Origin of the sequence: Treponema sp. OMZ 798, assembly GCF_024181385.1 — a bacterium.
Lineage (GTDB): Bacteria > Spirochaetota > Spirochaetia > Treponematales > Treponemataceae > Treponema_B.
Genome location: NZ_CP051305.1, coordinates 1,655,517 through 1,671,727 on the forward strand (window position 1 = coordinate 1,655,517; position 16,211 = coordinate 1,671,727).

Consider the following 16,211-nt stretch of genomic DNA (forward strand, 5'->3'; position numbering starts at 1 on the left):
TAAAACTTGGATTCTTTATCTTAGTTCCCTTACTTTTCATTTTATTACCTATATGCTCCCTCATTTTATTTCTTTAGATAGCAATATCGGCATAAGTTGTATGTTAAGTTCATCATTATTATCGAAAATGTTGCACGAGCTAATCCTATCGTTCTTACATATATACCTTTCATTGAGTTTGTCATAAAGCCAAATACATGTTCTACTCTCGCCCGTATTTTTGATTTTTTTCTGTTACCGATTTTTTGTTTTTTAGTAAGAGGTTTTCCTCTTGCTCCTCTTTCACAAATTTATTTTTCTTGCCATTGTTCAGGAATTTTTCCGTTTTTGATTTGTTCATTTTCATCTTTGCTGTTATGCTGTATCGGAGCTTCTACTATTGTCGCATCTATTATCGTTCCCTCTTTTCCTATTAAGTTATTTCTAGCTAATTCTTTTCCAAACTTTTCAAATAACTTTTTTGATACTCTCGCTTCAATGAGTTTTTCTTTAAAAAGCCATATTGTTTTTGAATCGGGTACTTTATCTTTTAATTCCAATCCTAAAAATCTCATAAAGGATAGCCGATCGTTTATTTGATATTCCGTTTGATCATCACTTATGTTGTATAATTTTTGTAAGATTATTATTTTAAACATCATTACATAATCGTATGCAGGTCTTCCGCCTAAACCTTTTGACTCTTTGGTTAATGCTTTTTTTAATAGGGGTTTGAATATTTCCCAATTTATTTTTTCGTTTAATTTTTCAAGACTATCTCCTAACTTGCTTAATACTCTTAAACGATCTTCTTCATCAAATAATCCTTTTTGTTTCATACCTCATTTTATCATCTTTTTAATCTTTTTTAAAGGGGGTTTTTAGAGGTGCCCTATAGCATAGGTTAGGCATTTTTTCAATTAAGCGAGGCGGGTTAATTTGTAACTAAGTTTTCCCTGCACCTTACCAAAAACTTTTCGGCGATGGGCTTATCGGTTTTGATGATACAGGGGTGGCCGTGGCAGACCCAGTCCATTTTTTCCTTTGTGTCTGGTTTTAGAAGGGTATAGCCCGTATCTACAATAGAACAAATATCGGGGCCGACATATTCGAGAGGAATACCGGCATCTATCTTGTTCATCGAAATAAACTCGTATTCGTTTTCTGACAATTTTTTGCCGATTTTGCCTGCCAGCATGTAGGGGGACTTTGACTCGCCTGCTGTGGTTTTGTTTGCTTCCGCACTCGAAAAATAAAAGCCGGTGGTAAATTCCCTATGGGCAGTGTTATACAATTCTTCAACAAAGGGAGAGGCTTCATCGGCGCTTATCTTTCCGTTTAAAAAATCTATTTTTTTGCGGTAGGCTCTTGTGGTCAAGGCAGTATAGTAAATGCTTTTCATACGGCCCTCTATTTTTAGTGAATCTACTCCAGCTTCTTTCATCTCGTCGAGGTAGTCTATCATGCAAAGATCCTTTGAAGAAAAAAGAGCCGTATAATTTTCGCCCTCTTCTACGGGGAAAAGTTCTCCCTTCCGCTCGGACTCTTCGACAAAGAATTCTTCCTTAGGTCTTTCGGAATACATCTTGTAGTTCCAGCGGCAAGAATGGGTGCAAGCCCCGGCATTTGCGCTTCGGTCGGTAAGGTAGGCGCTTATAAGGCAGCGCCCCGAATAAGAAATACACATGGCCCCGTGCACAAAACATTCAAGCTCCATTTCGGGAACCCTTTGTTTTATCTCGCGCACCTCCTCAAGGCTTGCTTCCCTTCCCAATACCACGCGGGAAAAGCCCAAGTCCCTGTAAACCTTCACGGCCTCATAGTTTATGCAGTTTGCCTGAGTGCTTAAATGAAGCGGAATGTCCGGAAAGTTTTCTTTTAAAATTCGGGCAGCTCCCAAGTCTTGGACGATAAAGGCATCGAAGGGATATTGCTTAAAATATTGAACTTCTTTTAAAAAGTTTTTTAAGTCCTCATTGTGAAAGCTTATATTTATTGCGCAATAGAGTTTTTTTGTTAAGCCGCGCTTTTTGTAGGCTTCTTTTAAAAGAGAAATATTTTTATATTCTTCTCCCGAAAAATTATCGGCCTTAGCCCTAAGCGAAAAATTCTTTAATCCTATATAAGCTGCATCGGCTCCGTACTCCCATGCATAATCCAATTTTTCAAAATTGCCCGAGGGCGCAAGAAGTTCCATTTTATTCCCCTATAAATTCGCTTGATTTTCTATCAAAGAGCCGCTCTCAAAAAACGAATTTATTTTTTTTCCTATAGCTTCAACTTTGAGGTGAGCATCGGCAAAATAGTCGGGAACGGCTTGAAACAGGTGAGGCATGTCTTTCATTTTATCGAGCTCGGCCCTTCCTCCGGCCTTTTCGATTTTTTCGCAAAGACGGATCGAATCATCCAAAAGAATCTCATTACTTCCGCATTGAATAAAAACGGGAGGAAAGTTTTCAAAACTTCCAAAAATGGGAGAAACAAGTTCATTGCTAAGATTTTTTTCTTCGGTGTATAATTGGGCAGCGCCCGCAAGAGTCCCTTGAGAAAAAACAAAGTCTTTCTTTCGGTTAGCATTCAGTCCTTCACTTGAACAGGTTAAATCGGCCCATGGAGAAAATAAGACAATTAATGCAGGAAGAGGAAGATGTTTATTTTTTAAATAATGAATCAGCGAAAGAATTAAACCGCCTCCGGCTCCGTCTCCTGCCAAAATAAGATTGCCGGGATCTGCAGTATGAGTTTCTACAAGTTTTGCATAAACCTTATAAACATCTTCAAGGGCGGCAGGAAAGGGATATTCGGGGGCAAGCTTGTAGTCGGGTAAATAGAGGTCGGCAGAAGCCTCATGAGCAAGGCCTGCACAAAAGGAGCGGTAAGCTTTTTTTGTGCCGCTTATAAAAGAGCCTCCATGAGCATATAGGATTACCCTGCCTGAAACCGCCATCTCAGGCTTTAATACATCGGTATCAACACCGCGCAATTCGATTTCGGATAAGTCTACATTATTCGGTACATGTGGAGAATAAAGAATATCGTCATAGGCAAGCCGCAACTCGTCTATGGTATGTTTTCGAGAAAGAACGGCCTTTTTAAATTTCTTTTTTAACTCGCGTAAATCCTTCAATTCGTTTTGCACTTAAATGTCTCCATTTAATTAATTGGTTTTAGGGTATCGGTTAAAACTCATCGAGCTTGCGTAAATTTGCATAGATACCGTTTAAACTTAAAAGCTCCTCGTGAGTGCCTCTTTCCATTATTCCTTCATCGGTAACTACCAAAATCGTATCGGCATTTCTTATTGTAGAAAGACGGTGAGCTATAACTATTGTCGTTCTCTCCTCCGAAAGTTCTTCAATAGCTTTTTGAATTAAAATTTCGTTTTCGGTATCGAGGGCCGAAGTTGCCTCGTCCAATATCAAAATCGGAGGATTTTTTAAAAAGACTCTGGCAATCGAGATTCTCTGCTTTTGCCCGCCTGAAAGTCTCACACCCCTCTCCCCCACATAAGAATTATAACCGTCCTCCAAACTCATAATAAAATCGTGAATGTGAGCATTTTTAGCGGCATCAATAATTTCTTCATCGGAAGCATCGGGCTTACCGTAGGCTATGTTCTCTTTTATGGTTCCGCCGAAAAGATAAACATCCTGCTGTACAATTCCGATATTTTCACGCAAGGACTTTAGTTTTAAATCCCTTATGTCCTTTCCGTCTATGCTTATCTTTCCGTTTATCACATCATAAAAGCGCGGAAGAAGGGAGCATATCGTCGTCTTTCCTCCGCCCGATGGGCCGACCAGAGCAAGGGTCTTGCCTGCAGGAATATCTATGGAAATATTTTTTAAGATTGCTGTAGTCTCATTGTAGCTGAAATCTACATTTTCGTATTTGATATTTCCTCTTACATCTTTTAGCTCGACGGCATCTTCCTTTTCGGTGATTTCCGGTGCCGTTTCTACAATCTGTAAAAAGCGCTTAAAACCGGCAGCTCCCTTTTGGAACATCTCAGTAAAATTGATAAGTAGATTTATCGGGGCTATATAGATATTTATATACAAGACATAGATGGTCAAGTCGGGAATGGTCAGTTCATTTTTTGCAACAAAAAAACTTCCGGCTAAAACCGTTACAATAAAGAATAAGCCCTGCAAGAGACCGTTTACGGCAAAAAATTCTCCCATCTGTCTGTAGTTTATATATTTGGAGTGGACAAAGGCCTCGTTTGCAGTATAGAATTTTTTGCTTTCCAACTCTTCGTTTGCAAAGGACTGCACAACCCTTATCCCCGAAAGAGTGTCCTGCACCTGCGAATTTATTCCGGCTATTGTTTTGCGGTTGAGCATAAAAATTTTACGCATCTTTTTGTTTTGGAAAAAAGTGAAGATGAACATAAGGGAGGTAACCGAAGCTAAAATAAGGGTCAGCCTTACGTTGATAAAACAAAGAAGCGAAAAAGAACCTATTATCTTAAGAAAAGAAATAAAAAGGTTTTCGGGGCCATGGTGGGCCAATTCCGAAATATCGAAAAGGTCTGAAACAATTCGGGAAATCATATCTCCCGTTTTGTTCTTATCGTAATATGAAAAGGAAAGACGCTGCATATGATTAAAGAGGTCATTCCGCATATCCCTTTCCATGCGGGCTCCCATTATGTGCCCCCATGAGGTTATAAAATATTGGGCAAAATACCTTATTATATAAAGGCCCAAAAGAATTACGGCAATTATAATCCCAAGGTATATAATGGCCGAAGCCTCTACATCAAAACTAAAAATAGTCTTATCTGAAAAAAGCAGGACTTCTCCGCTTCTTATTTTTGGAATTATCCTTGTTAAGTACCTTATCACCTGAGGGAATACCAAATCTACCGCAGAAACTAAAAGAGCGCAAAACAGATCAAAGAAAAATAAGAATTTATAAGGCTTGTAATAGTCCGCAAATTTTAAAAAGGTGCTTTTTTTGTGCATAGTTCACAATAATATACGATAAATAAAAAAAAGTAAATAGGCGATTTTAGATTCACCTCTTACAAACTATAAAGACCTTCTATCAGTTTTGTTATAGCTCTAAGAGCCCTGCCCCTGTGGGAGACCGAATTTTTTTCTTCCGGTTTAAGTTCTGCAAAGGTTTTTCCGAAATCCTCTACAAAGAAGATAGGATCGTAGCCGAAACCTCCCGCCCCGGCAGCTTTTTCGGTTATAGTTCCCTCGCAAGTTTCCTGCACCGAATAAAAACGGTTTTCATTTAAAAGAAAAATCATACAGCAGGCAAATCGGGCACTGCGTTCTTTTACCCCTTTTAATTCTGCAAGAACCTTGATGATACCGGCCTCGGCGGAAACATGCTCTCCATTGACAGCACCATAGCGGGCCGAATGAATTCCGGGAGCACCGTTTAAAAAATCGACACAAAGACCGGAGTCATCTGCAAGAACCGGAGCCCTCACAATATCGTAAAGGGCCTTAGCTTTTATCATAGCATTTTCAAAAAAGCTGCTTCCCGTTTCTTCAGGATCAAAGTCTATGCCCTCGTCTTTAGGCAAAACAATCTTATGAGACGGAAGAAGCTCTTGTACTTCCCTTTGCTTGTTTACATTTCCCGATGCCAGATATATTTTCATGCTCCGGAGTATACCACATTTTTAGACTCTTGGCAATATTTTTATCGATCGTACCCTTATATAGATTTATATATTTTCCTATATCGGTGCTGCTTGGAGCCTTTATCTGTCTTCTATTTAATCTTTTTGTTTTGTCCCATAAATGCCGGTTATGTTGTAGTGAAAAACAAATCTTTTTAAGCTGAGTTTTTGTATTATAAGTATGGAGTAAAAGATATTTAAAAAGCTGAGCCTTTACATAATACCTGTTTCTATTGCCGACACAATAATTTATTTTTTCATATCTCCTAAAGCAAGCAGACTTTAGATCATGAAGAATAGAACATAGAAGCCATGAATCCATTTTAATTTCGGCAGCTATTTTATCGATCAAATCATCATCAAGAAAAAAACAAGCCCTGCAAGCAAGTAAAAAGATTTTTCTATGTTTACACGGCATACTAAAATAAAGCTCTCTCATATGAGCAGTTTCTTTTGAGGATCTTTTTTCATCTTTCAATCCCAAGTCCCTTAGGTTTACATCGCAGTATGCAGGAGCCGGCTCAGCAACATAAAAGTTAAAATTTTCATTTAAATCATACTCGCCCATAAGATACTCCCATCTTGCTTCTTCTTGATCTGCAAGAACGGTATCGTTTATCTCAAGTCTTACGGTTTTACATTTAAACGTCAAATAATAAAAACGAATATGATTTGTTAAATAAGTATAAAAACTTGACAGTGAAGGATTATAATTTTCCAAAATCTTAGGAAGCTTATAATAAAAATTAAGTAAAAAATCACTGCGTAAATCTTCATCCTTAAAACACACGCCAAAACTTTCCAAGTTTACATAAATCATCTCAAAGATAAACATTAAAAGTTTTTGTTTCATTGAAGGATTGGTTTTATTAAGATTGTAGGCCTTGACAAATTCCTCTCCTTTTTCTAAACTGAAATTCACTTTTTTATCTCCTTTAACTTTAATAATTATATGTTTATAGAAGCAAAAAGAGTGCAAAGCGGCGGTTTGAAAAAACTTTTAAAAAAAAGATTATTTGGATGTTTTTTCATTTTTATCGCCCCCAAAAAATGAGTTTTTCATTTTTTTTATAAGGGCTCAAAAAATTATCAATAAAAAAATGAGTTTTTCCATAAAAAGACTAGGTTTATTAGTCGTCAGAGGACAAAAAATACCGATAATTAAAGACGGAGAGCAAAATTATGATAAGAAAACATGTAGAAAAAGAATCTCGAACAGGAAGTATAACTTTTTATTCAAAGGAACAGGTCCAGTGCCCCGTATGCAGTACAAAATTTAAGAGAGAAGAGCTGCATTCGGGCGGAGGAAGGCTTATAGCCGGAGATCTGACCGATGAGTTACGCAGACTTTATGAACCCTCGGCAAAATACGGAGAAATATTTCCTACAGTGTACAATTTGACCGTTTGTCACAAATGTCTTTATACAGCATTTCCTCAGGATTTTTCAATTCCTTCCCGTCCGGTTATCGAAAAGCTTTTTGAAAACACCGAACTAAGGTATGATGCAATAAAAGGCCTTTTTCACAATATAGACTTTACAAAATCACGCGGCCTAAATGAAGGGGCGGCTTCCTACTACCTCGCTATTTTGTGTTACGAACTTTTTGAAGAAAAATTTTCGCCCACAATAAAGCAGGCTATATGTTCAATAAGGGCGGCATGGCTCTTTGACGAACTGGGTAAAAAATATCCTGAAGAAAATTATAAATATGTTTCGGATCTTTTTTACCAAAAAGCAACCTTCCTTTATCGCAGAGCCCTTGAATTGGAATCGACCGGAGAAGAAATCATTGCCGGCTTAAAATCTTTCGGCCCCGATGTAGATAAAAACTACGGATATGACGGAATCATTTATCTTTCCGCCCTTCTCGAATACAAGTACGGCCAAAAAATAGATATGGAAATGCGCCTAAAACGCTTGGACTATCACAAATTTGCCCTTGCAAAAATGTTCGGTCTAGGCAGATCCAGTAAGGCCAAGCCGGGCCCAATCTTGGAAGCGGCAAGAAGTCTCTATGATATTCTAAAAGTAGAATTAAAGGATGTCGACGATTAATGGAGAGCACCCAAAACCAAAAAAATATTCTCCTTACCCTCTCCTATGACGGCACAAATTTTTGCGGCTGGCAAAAGCAAACCAAGGAAGGAAACGAAACCTTTAGAACGGTTCAAGGAGAATTGGAAAAAGCCTTAGCCAAAATACACAAGCATCCAATCGAAACAAACGGCTCAGGCCGTACGGATTCGGGAGTTCATGCAGCCCGCCAAGCCGTAAACTTTTTTAGCGATATAAAAAGCATGAGGGCCTCAAATTTTTTACCGGCCCTCAACTCAATCTTACCTAAGGATATAAGGGTTATGGATGCAGCCGAAGTTTCCACCCTTTTACATGCTCGCTTTAATGCTCTTTCAAGAACTTACCGCTATAAGATCAAATGCGGGAAGACAATCTTTGCTCATGAACAGCCATATACCTGGCACATAAGGCGGTATCCCGATATAGCCGTCTTAAATGAAATGGCCTCCTGTCTTTCGGGAGAATTGGATTGTACAGCCTTTTCTGCGGCAGGGGATCAAAGTATAAGCAAATCACGCTATATCAAAAAGGCAGTTTTTTTTATCGAAAACGATTATCTTATTTTTGAAATTTGCGCAAACGCCTTCTTATGGAAGATGGTCCGGTCGATAGTGGGAACTCTTTTGCATTTAGACGAAATCGGAGCTTCAAAAAAAGATTTTAAGGAAATCCTAGAATCAAAGATGAGGGAAAAGGCAGGCCCCACTGCTCCGCCCCAAGGCCTTTTTTTATGGTCTATAGAATATCCCAAAGACCTGCTTAAAACCCAGCCGGATACTTTTTAATAGAAAATAAAGCTAATTACTCTTAAAGCGGTCATATCTGTTCACGGCATTAGAAACCGTAAAGAGCACAAGGACAGCTCCAAAAATCATAAAATAAGAACCTATAGAAAAGAACATATTATAAAGGCCGTGTATTATCCATGTAAAAAGAAAAGGCCTTATAATATTCCTTGTTTTTTGCACCATACTTATTTCAAGATAGTATACGCCTAAGCCTGCATGCAAGATATTTGAAGTAAAAGATCTAAGCCAAATCGATTCGGGATAGCGTATCACATAAGCAAGATTTTCAAAAGAGGCAAAAATTAAACCGTAAAAAACCGATAAAAGCATTAGGATTCTTATATTAGCCCTCGTTTGAGCCGGAGTAATCTCATCCATATTTTTCATCTTATCTGCCCAAAGCAATTTTACAAAAATAGAAAAAAGCAGAGCCTTAACAGCTTCTTCCGGCAAAGAAGAATGAACAAAACAGTCAAAAAGAATGCCGTAAGCATAGCTTTTAGTTTTTAAAAAATCCTGAAACAAAAAATATATGATGGTCTGCATTAAAATCGAAATAAGGACAGCAAAAAATGAAAACAAAAAAATATATAATAATGGTTTAACCGATAAATTTTCTTTTCTTCTAATGATAAGAGCCCAAACAATTGAAAGTGCAAAAGAAAGAAACATAATTGCGGCAATCTGCATATATAAAGCATACATTGAAAAAGAATTAAATTCAAGGGGTTTATCGGACAAGGTCTTTATTTTGATAGGAAAATAACTTATACTGTTATGGGAGGAAAGAGTATGGATAAAGAAAAAGATGATTATGACAAGCTTTTTTCGTCAATAATAAACGCAAAACACCTCGTTGCCTTTACGGGAGCCGGAATAAGCACGCTTGCCGGAATAAAGGATTTTCGGGGAAAGGACGGACTTTATAAACAGCCTAATACCGAAAAAATGTTCGATATAGATGTGTTCCATCGGGATCCTTCCGTTTATTACGGAATGGCCAAGGAATTTATATACGGATTGGAAGAAAAAAAACCTGCAATCGTGCATACCGTCCTAGCCGAGCTTGAAACAAGAGATATTCTAAAAGCCGTAATAACCCAAAACATTGATTTACTCCACCAAAAGGCAGGGAGCAAAAACGTAATTGAGATACACGGCTCCCCCTCCGTTCACTATTGTATAAACTGCTCTTACACAGAAACTTTTGAGGAAACGGCAAAAACAGCTAAAACCGGAGCAGTACCCCGATGTCCCAAATGCGGAAGTCCTATCAAACCGGCTATAACCTTTTTTGGAGAAGCCCTGCCTCAAAAAGCCCTGATGCAGGCAGAAGCTGAAGCCTCTAAAGCTGATTTTATGCTGGTTCTGGGTACAACCCTCTTGGTCTACCCTGCAGCAGCCCTCCCCGCCTATACTTTAAGAAACGGAGGCAAAATAGCGATCGTAAACAATCAGCCGACTCAATTAGACTCCTATGCCGAGATTTTATTCGATGATTTGGAAGAAACCTTTGAAAAAATCGACAAAAAATTAAAGAATTTATAACTTTTTTTATAAATTCGCTTGACAAAAAAGTAAGAATATGGTAACTTACATCTAGGCACAGATTGCGGGTAGTTATCCAAAATTACCTGCGTAAAGCGTTCATAAAAGTATTTGTATGTGAATGGTTTATACTCTATTTTAATCGCTCCGGTCCGCATACTCCCGGAGCGATTTTTTTATCTATAACATACAGTGTAGGCATTTAAGATTTAAGACATCAAAACCGATAAATAATTGAGAAAGATTTACAGTAAATTGCTTAAAAGGTATTTATTTTTTTTTATTTATGTGTTAGGATGTTATTCATGGAAAAAGATAAAAGAATAATCGTTGATTCAGAAAAAATTGAAACGGCCATACGTTTGGGTGTTCCTATCGCTATAACTTCATATACTTTGCCTAAAGAAACTGAAGTTTATATAACGGATGTCATTTCCGAATTTTTAAAGCAGCTTCATTGTACAGACATTACAGACTACATCGTATACTACACAAATGAGCTCACAACAAACGCAAAAAAAGCCAATACCAAGAGGGTCTATTTTAAAGAAAGAGGGCTAAATATTTCCGATGCCGAAGATTATGACCTTGGTATGAAGGATTTTAAAGAAGATACAATATCAAACATGGAGCATTACCTTGCTCTTCAAAAAAAAGCCGGCCTCTATATCAAAATGGCCCTTCAACTTAAAAATGACAATATAGTCCTTGAAGTAAGCAATAACTCGGCCCTGACACGCCAAGAATTTAAGCGTATTTTTGACAAAATAGTCAGAGCACGGCAATTTTCATCATTGGATGAGGCCTTTACTCAAGTTTTAGACAACACCGAAGGAGCCGGTTTGGGCCTTGTAATAATGGTTTTAATGCTTAAAAAGATGGGGCTAAACGAAAAGGCCTATCAAATAGATGTTGTAGACGGCGTTACAATAAACCGAGTTACAATCCCCCTAAGATTAGAGTTAAAAAAAGAAGCAGAACCTCTTACAAGGGCTATTGTAGAATATATCAACGAAATACCACAATTCCCCGAAAATATTATGCAGATACAGAGGGCTATTAACGATCCTGACTCAAAGATGCAAAAGATTGCACAGCTTATAAGCAGCGATATAGGCTTGGCAACGGACCTCTTAAAACATGTAAACTCGGTGGCATTCGGACTTTCCAAGCCGTGTATGAACATTGTCGAAGCCGTTAAGTTCGTAGGCTTAAGAGGCATACAGAACTTGCTTTACTCGATGGGAACCATCAAAATATTGGAAACAACAGAAAAAGAGCAAAAGCAAATTTGGGAAAATGCCTATAGGCTGGCCTTTTTCTCCTTAAATGTTGCAAAACTTACAGGAAAACGTACTATAGTCGATGACGCATATATTTGCGGCCTTCTGCATGACCTTGGAAAAATCATCTTAGGCTCTATGTACCCTGAGCTGGTTGTAAAGCTGGCAGAAATTCAAGCCGAAAGGAACATTCCTCCGCAAGTTATGGACATGATTATGAGCGGAATGGCTCAAGCAGAAATAGGAGCCACCCTTGCAGAAAAATGGAATTTCCCTGAGCCGATAATAGTAACAATAAGATATCAGGATAATTTTGAAAACGCACCCGAACAGCACCGGGAATTGGTTGAAAGCGTTTGCTTTGCAGACTTTATGCTCAATTTTTCACAAGAAAAAATAGATTACTACCAGATTCCTGAAGCCTTGCTGAAAAGGTTCAAAATAAAATCGGAAGAACAGCTTCGAAAACTTTGTGAACGCTTTGAATTCGCTTTTTCAAAGTAAGAACCATAAAAATATCAGCATTAAATATCAGGAAAAAGCTCCTTTATAATCTCGCGGTAGTTCTTATTGTAATATAGATGCCCGTATATAATTGCTGCAGCAAGAACATTTCTGCCGTAGCCTCTTGTTTCTGCGTAAGCAAGACCTTCTAAAAATAAGTCTGTCGGCAAATCGCCGGCCTGCCTTACCCAGCGTTTGACGGCATTGGGACCTGCATTATATGAAAAAAGAGCATGCATAATTTTTCCTCCGTTACGGCGTATCATATCCGAAAGATAGAAGGCTCCGAAACGGATATTTGTATCGGGATTGTTAAGGTCATAAGTCTCCAGCTTTAGACGGCGGGCAATATCGGCAGCCGTGGGCTTCATCAGCTGGGCAAGCCCTATGGCTCCCGCATGGGAAACAACCTCAGGCTTAAAATAGCTTTCACTTCTAAGCAGGGCATATAAAAGATATTCAGGTAAATTGTATTCGGCAGCATATCTTTTGACAGACTCAAGCCAAGGCCGGGGATAGATTAGCTTTAAGTGTTCTTCTCCAAACTCGGCACCTTCGGAGTTGACCGCAAAGGTCATAATCCTCATGGAGTCGGCATAATTAGAATTTTCGGATAAAACTTGCGAAAAAAAAGCGGCATCTTCCGTACCGATTTGAGGATATAAAACGGTAATCTTATTGTACAATTGGGAATAAAGTTTATATTTTACAAAACCTTTTAAAATTTGTATGGTATCTTCCTCCGAAAAGGAGCCGGAGCCTTTTCTTTTATAATTTTTTCCGTATGGGGAAGATGCGATAGGAAGCCCAAGCTGATAAGCGGACATAAGCCTGTAATAAAAAGAATTATGGTCTTTTTCATAGGCTTCACGGTACAGTTTTTTAGACTCCTCACCCGATAAGTTTTTAGAGCGTGCAAGAATATAGGAAAGGCGAGCCTGAGCCGAAAAAAGATTGGTTTTTTGAACAGCCTTTTGAAGTTTTTCAAGGCCCTTCCAATCCCGTGAAAGAACCAGCTTCATACAGGCATGAGCTGCAAGCTCTTCGTAAACTAAAACATTTTTCCATGAAGGAGCAGAAACACAAAGCTCATCAAAAAATACCTTAAACGATCTATTTTTTTCTATATCGAGAATGTACCAAAGGGCAACATCATAATCATAGGCTTGAGGCGGATAGGTCTTAGCCTTTTTAAAAAGTAAAAGCGCCTTTTCGGTATTTTCCTTTCCGCCCATTTTTAAACGCAGGCGGGCAGCATAAAAAGAGTACATGTATTTTTGCACGATGTAATCCGAATGCTTTGCGGATTTTTTTTCGTAAAGTTCAAGCTTATTTTCAAAAAGAAGGGCATCTGCAGCATAATCGGAGGAGCCTGATAAGGCGGACCTTCCTGCATCGGAAAGAACAGTCCTGTTTTCAAAATACGGATTATCTTCCTTTTCCATTAAGTTTTTAAAAATAGGCCATGCATCTTTAAACCTAGATTCAAATGTTAATTTTCTTGCGGTTAGAATTCTAAAAAAATCATCTCCGTAGACTTTTAAATCAGTCTTATTCTTTTCGATATTCTCTAAGCCTTCAATAAGTTCGGCATCAAATTTTTGAGCATTAAGATAGTCAGGCAAGGCCTTGTCCATTTTTTTTAAATTACCCGATAAAAATAAGAGCCTTTGGATTTCGGACCTTACAGCCTTCTCTTTTTCTGCCTCCGATTGAGCGGCTTCCAAACCGGCAAGCTTTTCTTCAAGCTTTTTAAGTTTTTCTTCATTGGATAAAAGCGCATAAAGTTCATCATCGGCCAGTTTTTTATACGGCATAGGAGTATTTTTTACCGCATACTCAAAATAAGCCCTGGCCGATTCATCATAGATTTTTTTATCGGCAGACCTTACCCTCGCTTTTTTAAGAGCAAGGCCTATATAGTATAAGGATGAAGGATCGGTATTATATAATCGTTTCAATTCCAAGGGCTGAGGTTTTAAAAAACGGTAAAAATTTTCCGAATACAGATCCTCAATTAAACGATCTTCTGCGGTCTTATCATAGGAACCTGCACACGACAAGCTCGAAAGGCAAAAGCAAAAGCAGAATAAGACAAAACCAAAGCGTATAAAAAATTTAGAGTTTATAAAACTATCCCTTCAAACTTATTTAGGCGGAATATCTATATAGGTACCGGCTATAATAAGATTGGGATTTTTAATTTTATTGTAATCCGCTATCTTTTTGTAAAGCCAAGGTGTTTTGTAGAAGGTCTCGGATAGATCCCACAAGGTATCACCCCATTTGATCTTATACCTTACCGCTCCCTTGGAAGTTACATTCGATTTTTTTTGAGCCTCAGCCTTTTTCTTGGCAGCAGCCTTCCGTTTAGCTTCTTCTTCCGCCTTCTTTTTAGCCTCAGCAGCGGCCTTTTGCTTAGCTTCCTCTTCAGCTTTTTTCTTGGCTTCGGCTTTTTGTTTAGCTTCTTCCTCAGCCTTGCGTTTAGCTTCGGCGGCTGCCTTTTCGGAAGCATCTTCCTTAGGAACATTCGAGGTCGTAGCATTTACGTCTTTTTTTTGCTCTTGCACCTTTTCAACCTTTTCAGGTGCGGAAGCTATCATATCCTTATCTGCAAAGGGCATTTTTTTAGTCAAAAGAAGAATGGCAAATACAAGGGCCGTTATACAGAGGATTATTATAAGAATTATAAGCCACATAGGCATCTTTTTCTTTTTTTCAGGCCTTTCTTCATCATTACCGTAAAGTTGAGAATCGGCAGTATGAGATTCGAAAGATTCATCAAAAGAAGAATCTTCTTTTGATGACAGATCGCTTTCTTTTATAAAATAATCATCATCACCGCTTTCAAGACCTGACGAGTCATCTAGGGAGGCAAAATCAAAGTCTATACCGTCAAGACTTGCCTCATCAAGATTTTTTAGGGAAACCCTTAAAGACTGATGTGATCCTGATCCTTCATCTATGGCTTCGGCAGAAAGATTTTTTTCTTCATCAAGTTTTATTTTTAAATTTATAGTAGGATCTCCTGCAGTCCCCATTGAAACGTCTTCCACAATAAGGGAGCCTATATATTCAGGCTCTGTTTCTTCAAATTGCTTAAATAAATTTATTTGAACACTCTCTTGATTATCTCTGACTGTGGTCAATTCCAGAGACTGTTCCGACAAAGCGTCTTCGTCCAAAATCGGGAAAAAGGTCCCATCAGCAAGTTTGATTCCTATTTTTGAAGCCATATCGTCCTCCTGCAAAATTCCAAGTTTAAATAGTTAATTATAGCATCTATAACTATTCTAAACACAAAACAAGTTCTTGTCAATGAATTTAAAAATTATTATGATAAATTATAGGGGCGAGAGTTTTTTTTCCCGCCAAAAGCATGATAAGACGGTCAAAGCCCATCGCAGCCCCGGAACAAGGCGGCATCTTAGAGCAAATTTTCCCGAAATCCTTTACCGGAGGATGAGGAACAAGGGCATTTTTTTGTTTTAATGCGTTTTCATTTTTAAAATAAGAGTCGATTTTTTCAGGATTTCTTTCTTCGGTGTAGCAGTTTGCAAGCTCAACGCCGTTCAAATAAACCTCCCAGCGCTCAACCGTCTTCCATTCGAGATCTTCGTTTTTTTTGTTTAAAACTTTTTGAGAATTTTCTTGGGCAAGGCAGGGGACAAAGGCCGGATAGTCCAAAAGGGCTATGAGCTTATTTTGGGGAAGATTGGGTTCAACCGCATGAACCAAAATAAGCTCGTATAAATCGTCTTCTTTCCAATCCGAATAGTTTTTAGCTTCGCCAAGGCCCAATTTTTCCGCATAGGCAGCAAGCTCTTCATGAGAATGTTCGGTGCTTAAAGGCACTCCTGCATATTTTCTAAAAGCCTCATCCATGGTAAGGCAGTCAAAGCCCCTTGATAGGGTTTTTAAAACCTCCCCGTCAGCTATAGGATTTTCTTTTACCCTCTCGGCAACATGATTTAAAAACGCTTCGGTTATCTTTACGGAATCCTTATAGTTTGCGTTTACAGTGTAATATTCAAGCATGGTAAATTCGGGGCTATGGATATTGCCTATAGACTCTACATTGCGGTAGCATTTGGAGATTTGAAAAACCGAGCGGGAAGTTTGGGCAATGACGGGCTTAATATAAACTTCGGGGGAAGGCACCAAAAAAAGAAGCTTTTTTTCGTTCAATCCCTTTGATGCGGCAGGGCTTAGATACTCCGTTTTAAAAACTTCCAAACAAGTTTCAGGGATGAGCTCTCCCGAAAGAGCAGGAGTATCCAATTCCAGATAGTTCTTTTTAATAAAAAATTCCCTTGCAGCCTGAATGGTCAGGGCACGCAATTCCAAAGCTTCAATATCCATAAATAGACCTCAAGTATTTGTAAA

The 16,211-nt window shown here is 38.4% G+C and carries 13 protein-coding genes and 1 pseudogene; 4 read left to right on the forward strand and 10 right to left on the reverse strand.

What is annotated here, in order from left to right; genetic code table 11:
• Positions 1-65: 65 nt before the first annotated feature.
• The 6 genes and pseudogenes from E4O07_RS07820 to E4O07_RS07845 form a co-directional block, all read right to left on the reverse strand.
• Positions 66-818: pseudogene (locus E4O07_RS07820) on the reverse strand (transposase).
• A gap of 95 nt (positions 819-913) precedes the next feature.
• The gene (locus E4O07_RS07825) at positions 914-2,176 is read right to left on the reverse strand and encodes a peptidase U32 family protein (RefSeq protein ID WP_253684899.1); all 1,263 of its coding nucleotides are present in this window, start codon (positions 2,174-2,176) and stop codon (positions 914-916) included.
• A gap of 9 nt (positions 2,177-2,185) precedes the next feature.
• Complete coding sequence (locus tag E4O07_RS07830) at positions 2,186-3,118, reverse strand: alpha/beta hydrolase (RefSeq protein ID WP_253684900.1); 933 nt, start codon at positions 3,116-3,118, stop codon at positions 2,186-2,188.
• 40 nt (positions 3,119-3,158) lie between these two features.
• Complete coding sequence (locus E4O07_RS07835; protein ID WP_253684901.1) at positions 3,159-4,949, reverse strand: ABC transporter ATP-binding protein; 1,791 nt, start codon at positions 4,947-4,949, stop codon at positions 3,159-3,161.
• 59 nt (positions 4,950-5,008) lie between these two features.
• Positions 5,009-5,602 carry an RdgB/HAM1 family non-canonical purine NTP pyrophosphatase gene (gene rdgB, locus E4O07_RS07840; protein ID WP_253684902.1) on the reverse strand — a complete coding sequence of 198 codons (594 nt, stop codon included), beginning with the start codon at positions 5,600-5,602 and terminating at the stop codon, positions 5,009-5,011.
• On the reverse strand, positions 5,532-6,545 hold the full coding sequence (locus E4O07_RS07845) for a nucleoside-triphosphatase (protein ID WP_253684903.1): 1,014 nt from the start codon (positions 6,543-6,545) through the stop codon (positions 5,532-5,534). The genes rdgB and E4O07_RS07845 overlap by 71 nt, the downstream gene beginning before the upstream one ends.
• A gap of 260 nt (positions 6,546-6,805) precedes the next feature.
• Between E4O07_RS07845 and E4O07_RS07850 the strand changes: the two genes are divergently transcribed.
• Both E4O07_RS07850 and truA read left to right on the forward strand, forming a co-directional pair.
• Positions 6,806-7,681 (forward strand): DUF2225 domain-containing protein, encoded by an 876-nt coding sequence (locus E4O07_RS07850; RefSeq protein ID WP_253684904.1) that lies wholly within the window; start codon positions 6,806-6,808, stop codon positions 7,679-7,681.
• A complete protein-coding gene (gene truA, locus E4O07_RS07855; RefSeq protein ID WP_253684905.1) occupies positions 7,681-8,487 on the forward strand; it encodes a tRNA pseudouridine(38-40) synthase TruA in 807 nt (268 codons plus the stop codon). The genes E4O07_RS07850 and truA overlap by 1 nt, the downstream gene beginning before the upstream one ends.
• A 12-nt stretch (positions 8,488-8,499) precedes the next feature.
• On the opposite strand, the gene E4O07_RS07860 is transcribed toward truA, so the two are convergent.
• Positions 8,500-9,180: a PrsW family intramembrane metalloprotease gene (locus E4O07_RS07860; protein ID WP_253684906.1), complete on the reverse strand. Its 681-nt coding sequence runs from the start codon at positions 9,178-9,180 to the stop codon at positions 8,500-8,502.
• Between the two features lie 102 nt (positions 9,181-9,282).
• On the opposite strand from E4O07_RS07860, the gene E4O07_RS07865 reads away from it, so the two are divergent.
• Positions 9,283-10,038 carry an NAD-dependent protein deacylase gene (locus E4O07_RS07865; RefSeq protein ID WP_253684907.1) on the forward strand — a complete coding sequence of 252 codons (756 nt, stop codon included), beginning with the start codon at positions 9,283-9,285 and terminating at the stop codon, positions 10,036-10,038.
• 305 nt (positions 10,039-10,343) lie between these two features.
• Complete coding sequence (locus E4O07_RS07870; RefSeq protein ID WP_253684908.1) at positions 10,344-11,825, forward strand: HDOD domain-containing protein; 1,482 nt, start codon at positions 10,344-10,346, stop codon at positions 11,823-11,825.
• A 20-nt stretch (positions 11,826-11,845) separates the two neighbouring features.
• On the opposite strand, the gene E4O07_RS07875 is transcribed toward E4O07_RS07870, so the two are convergent.
• From E4O07_RS07875 to E4O07_RS07885, 3 genes are all read right to left on the reverse strand, one after another.
• Positions 11,846-13,888 (reverse strand): flagellar assembly lytic transglycosylase, encoded by a 2,043-nt coding sequence (locus tag E4O07_RS07875; RefSeq protein WP_253684909.1) that lies wholly within the window; start codon positions 13,886-13,888, stop codon positions 11,846-11,848.
• 84 nt (positions 13,889-13,972) lie between these two features.
• Positions 13,973-15,061, reverse strand: coding sequence for a LysM peptidoglycan-binding domain-containing protein (locus tag E4O07_RS07880; protein ID WP_253684910.1), 1,089 nt, complete (start codon positions 15,059-15,061; stop codon positions 13,973-13,975).
• Positions 15,062-15,149: 88 nt separating this feature from the next.
• On the reverse strand, positions 15,150-16,187 hold the full coding sequence (locus E4O07_RS07885) for an EF-P lysine aminoacylase GenX (RefSeq protein ID WP_253684911.1): 1,038 nt from the start codon (positions 16,185-16,187) through the stop codon (positions 15,150-15,152).
• Positions 16,188-16,211: the final 24 nt, after the last annotated feature.

What these genes read in the sequence shown, in the direction of transcription:
- E4O07_RS07825 (WP_253684899.1), bottom strand. Translation starts at nt 2,176, where the DNA reads ATGGAACTTCTTGCGCCCTCGGGCAATTTTGAAAAATTGGATTATGCA.
- E4O07_RS07880 (WP_253684910.1), bottom strand. Translation starts at nt 15,061, where the DNA reads ATGGCTTCAAAAATAGGAATCAAACTTGCTGATGGGACCTTTTTCCCG.
- truA (WP_253684905.1), top strand. Translation starts at nt 7,681, where the DNA reads ATGGAGAGCACCCAAAACCAAAAAAATATTCTCCTTACCCTCTCCTAT.
- E4O07_RS07885 (WP_253684911.1), bottom strand. Translation starts at nt 16,187, where the DNA reads ATGGATATTGAAGCTTTGGAATTGCGTGCCCTGACCATTCAGGCTGCA.
- E4O07_RS07870 (WP_253684908.1), top strand. Translation starts at nt 10,344, where the DNA reads ATGGAAAAAGATAAAAGAATAATCGTTGATTCAGAAAAAATTGAAACG.
- E4O07_RS07865 (WP_253684907.1), top strand. Translation starts at nt 9,283, where the DNA reads ATGGATAAAGAAAAAGATGATTATGACAAGCTTTTTTCGTCAATAATA.
- E4O07_RS07850 (WP_253684904.1), top strand. Translation starts at nt 6,806, where the DNA reads ATGATAAGAAAACATGTAGAAAAAGAATCTCGAACAGGAAGTATAACT.
- rdgB (WP_253684902.1), bottom strand. Translation starts at nt 5,602, where the DNA reads ATGAAAATATATCTGGCATCGGGAAATGTAAACAAGCAAAGGGAAGTA.
- E4O07_RS07835 (WP_253684901.1), bottom strand. Translation starts at nt 4,949, where the DNA reads ATGCACAAAAAAAGCACCTTTTTAAAATTTGCGGACTATTACAAGCCT.
- E4O07_RS07860 (WP_253684906.1), bottom strand. Translation starts at nt 9,180, where the DNA reads ATGCAGATTGCCGCAATTATGTTTCTTTCTTTTGCACTTTCAATTGTT.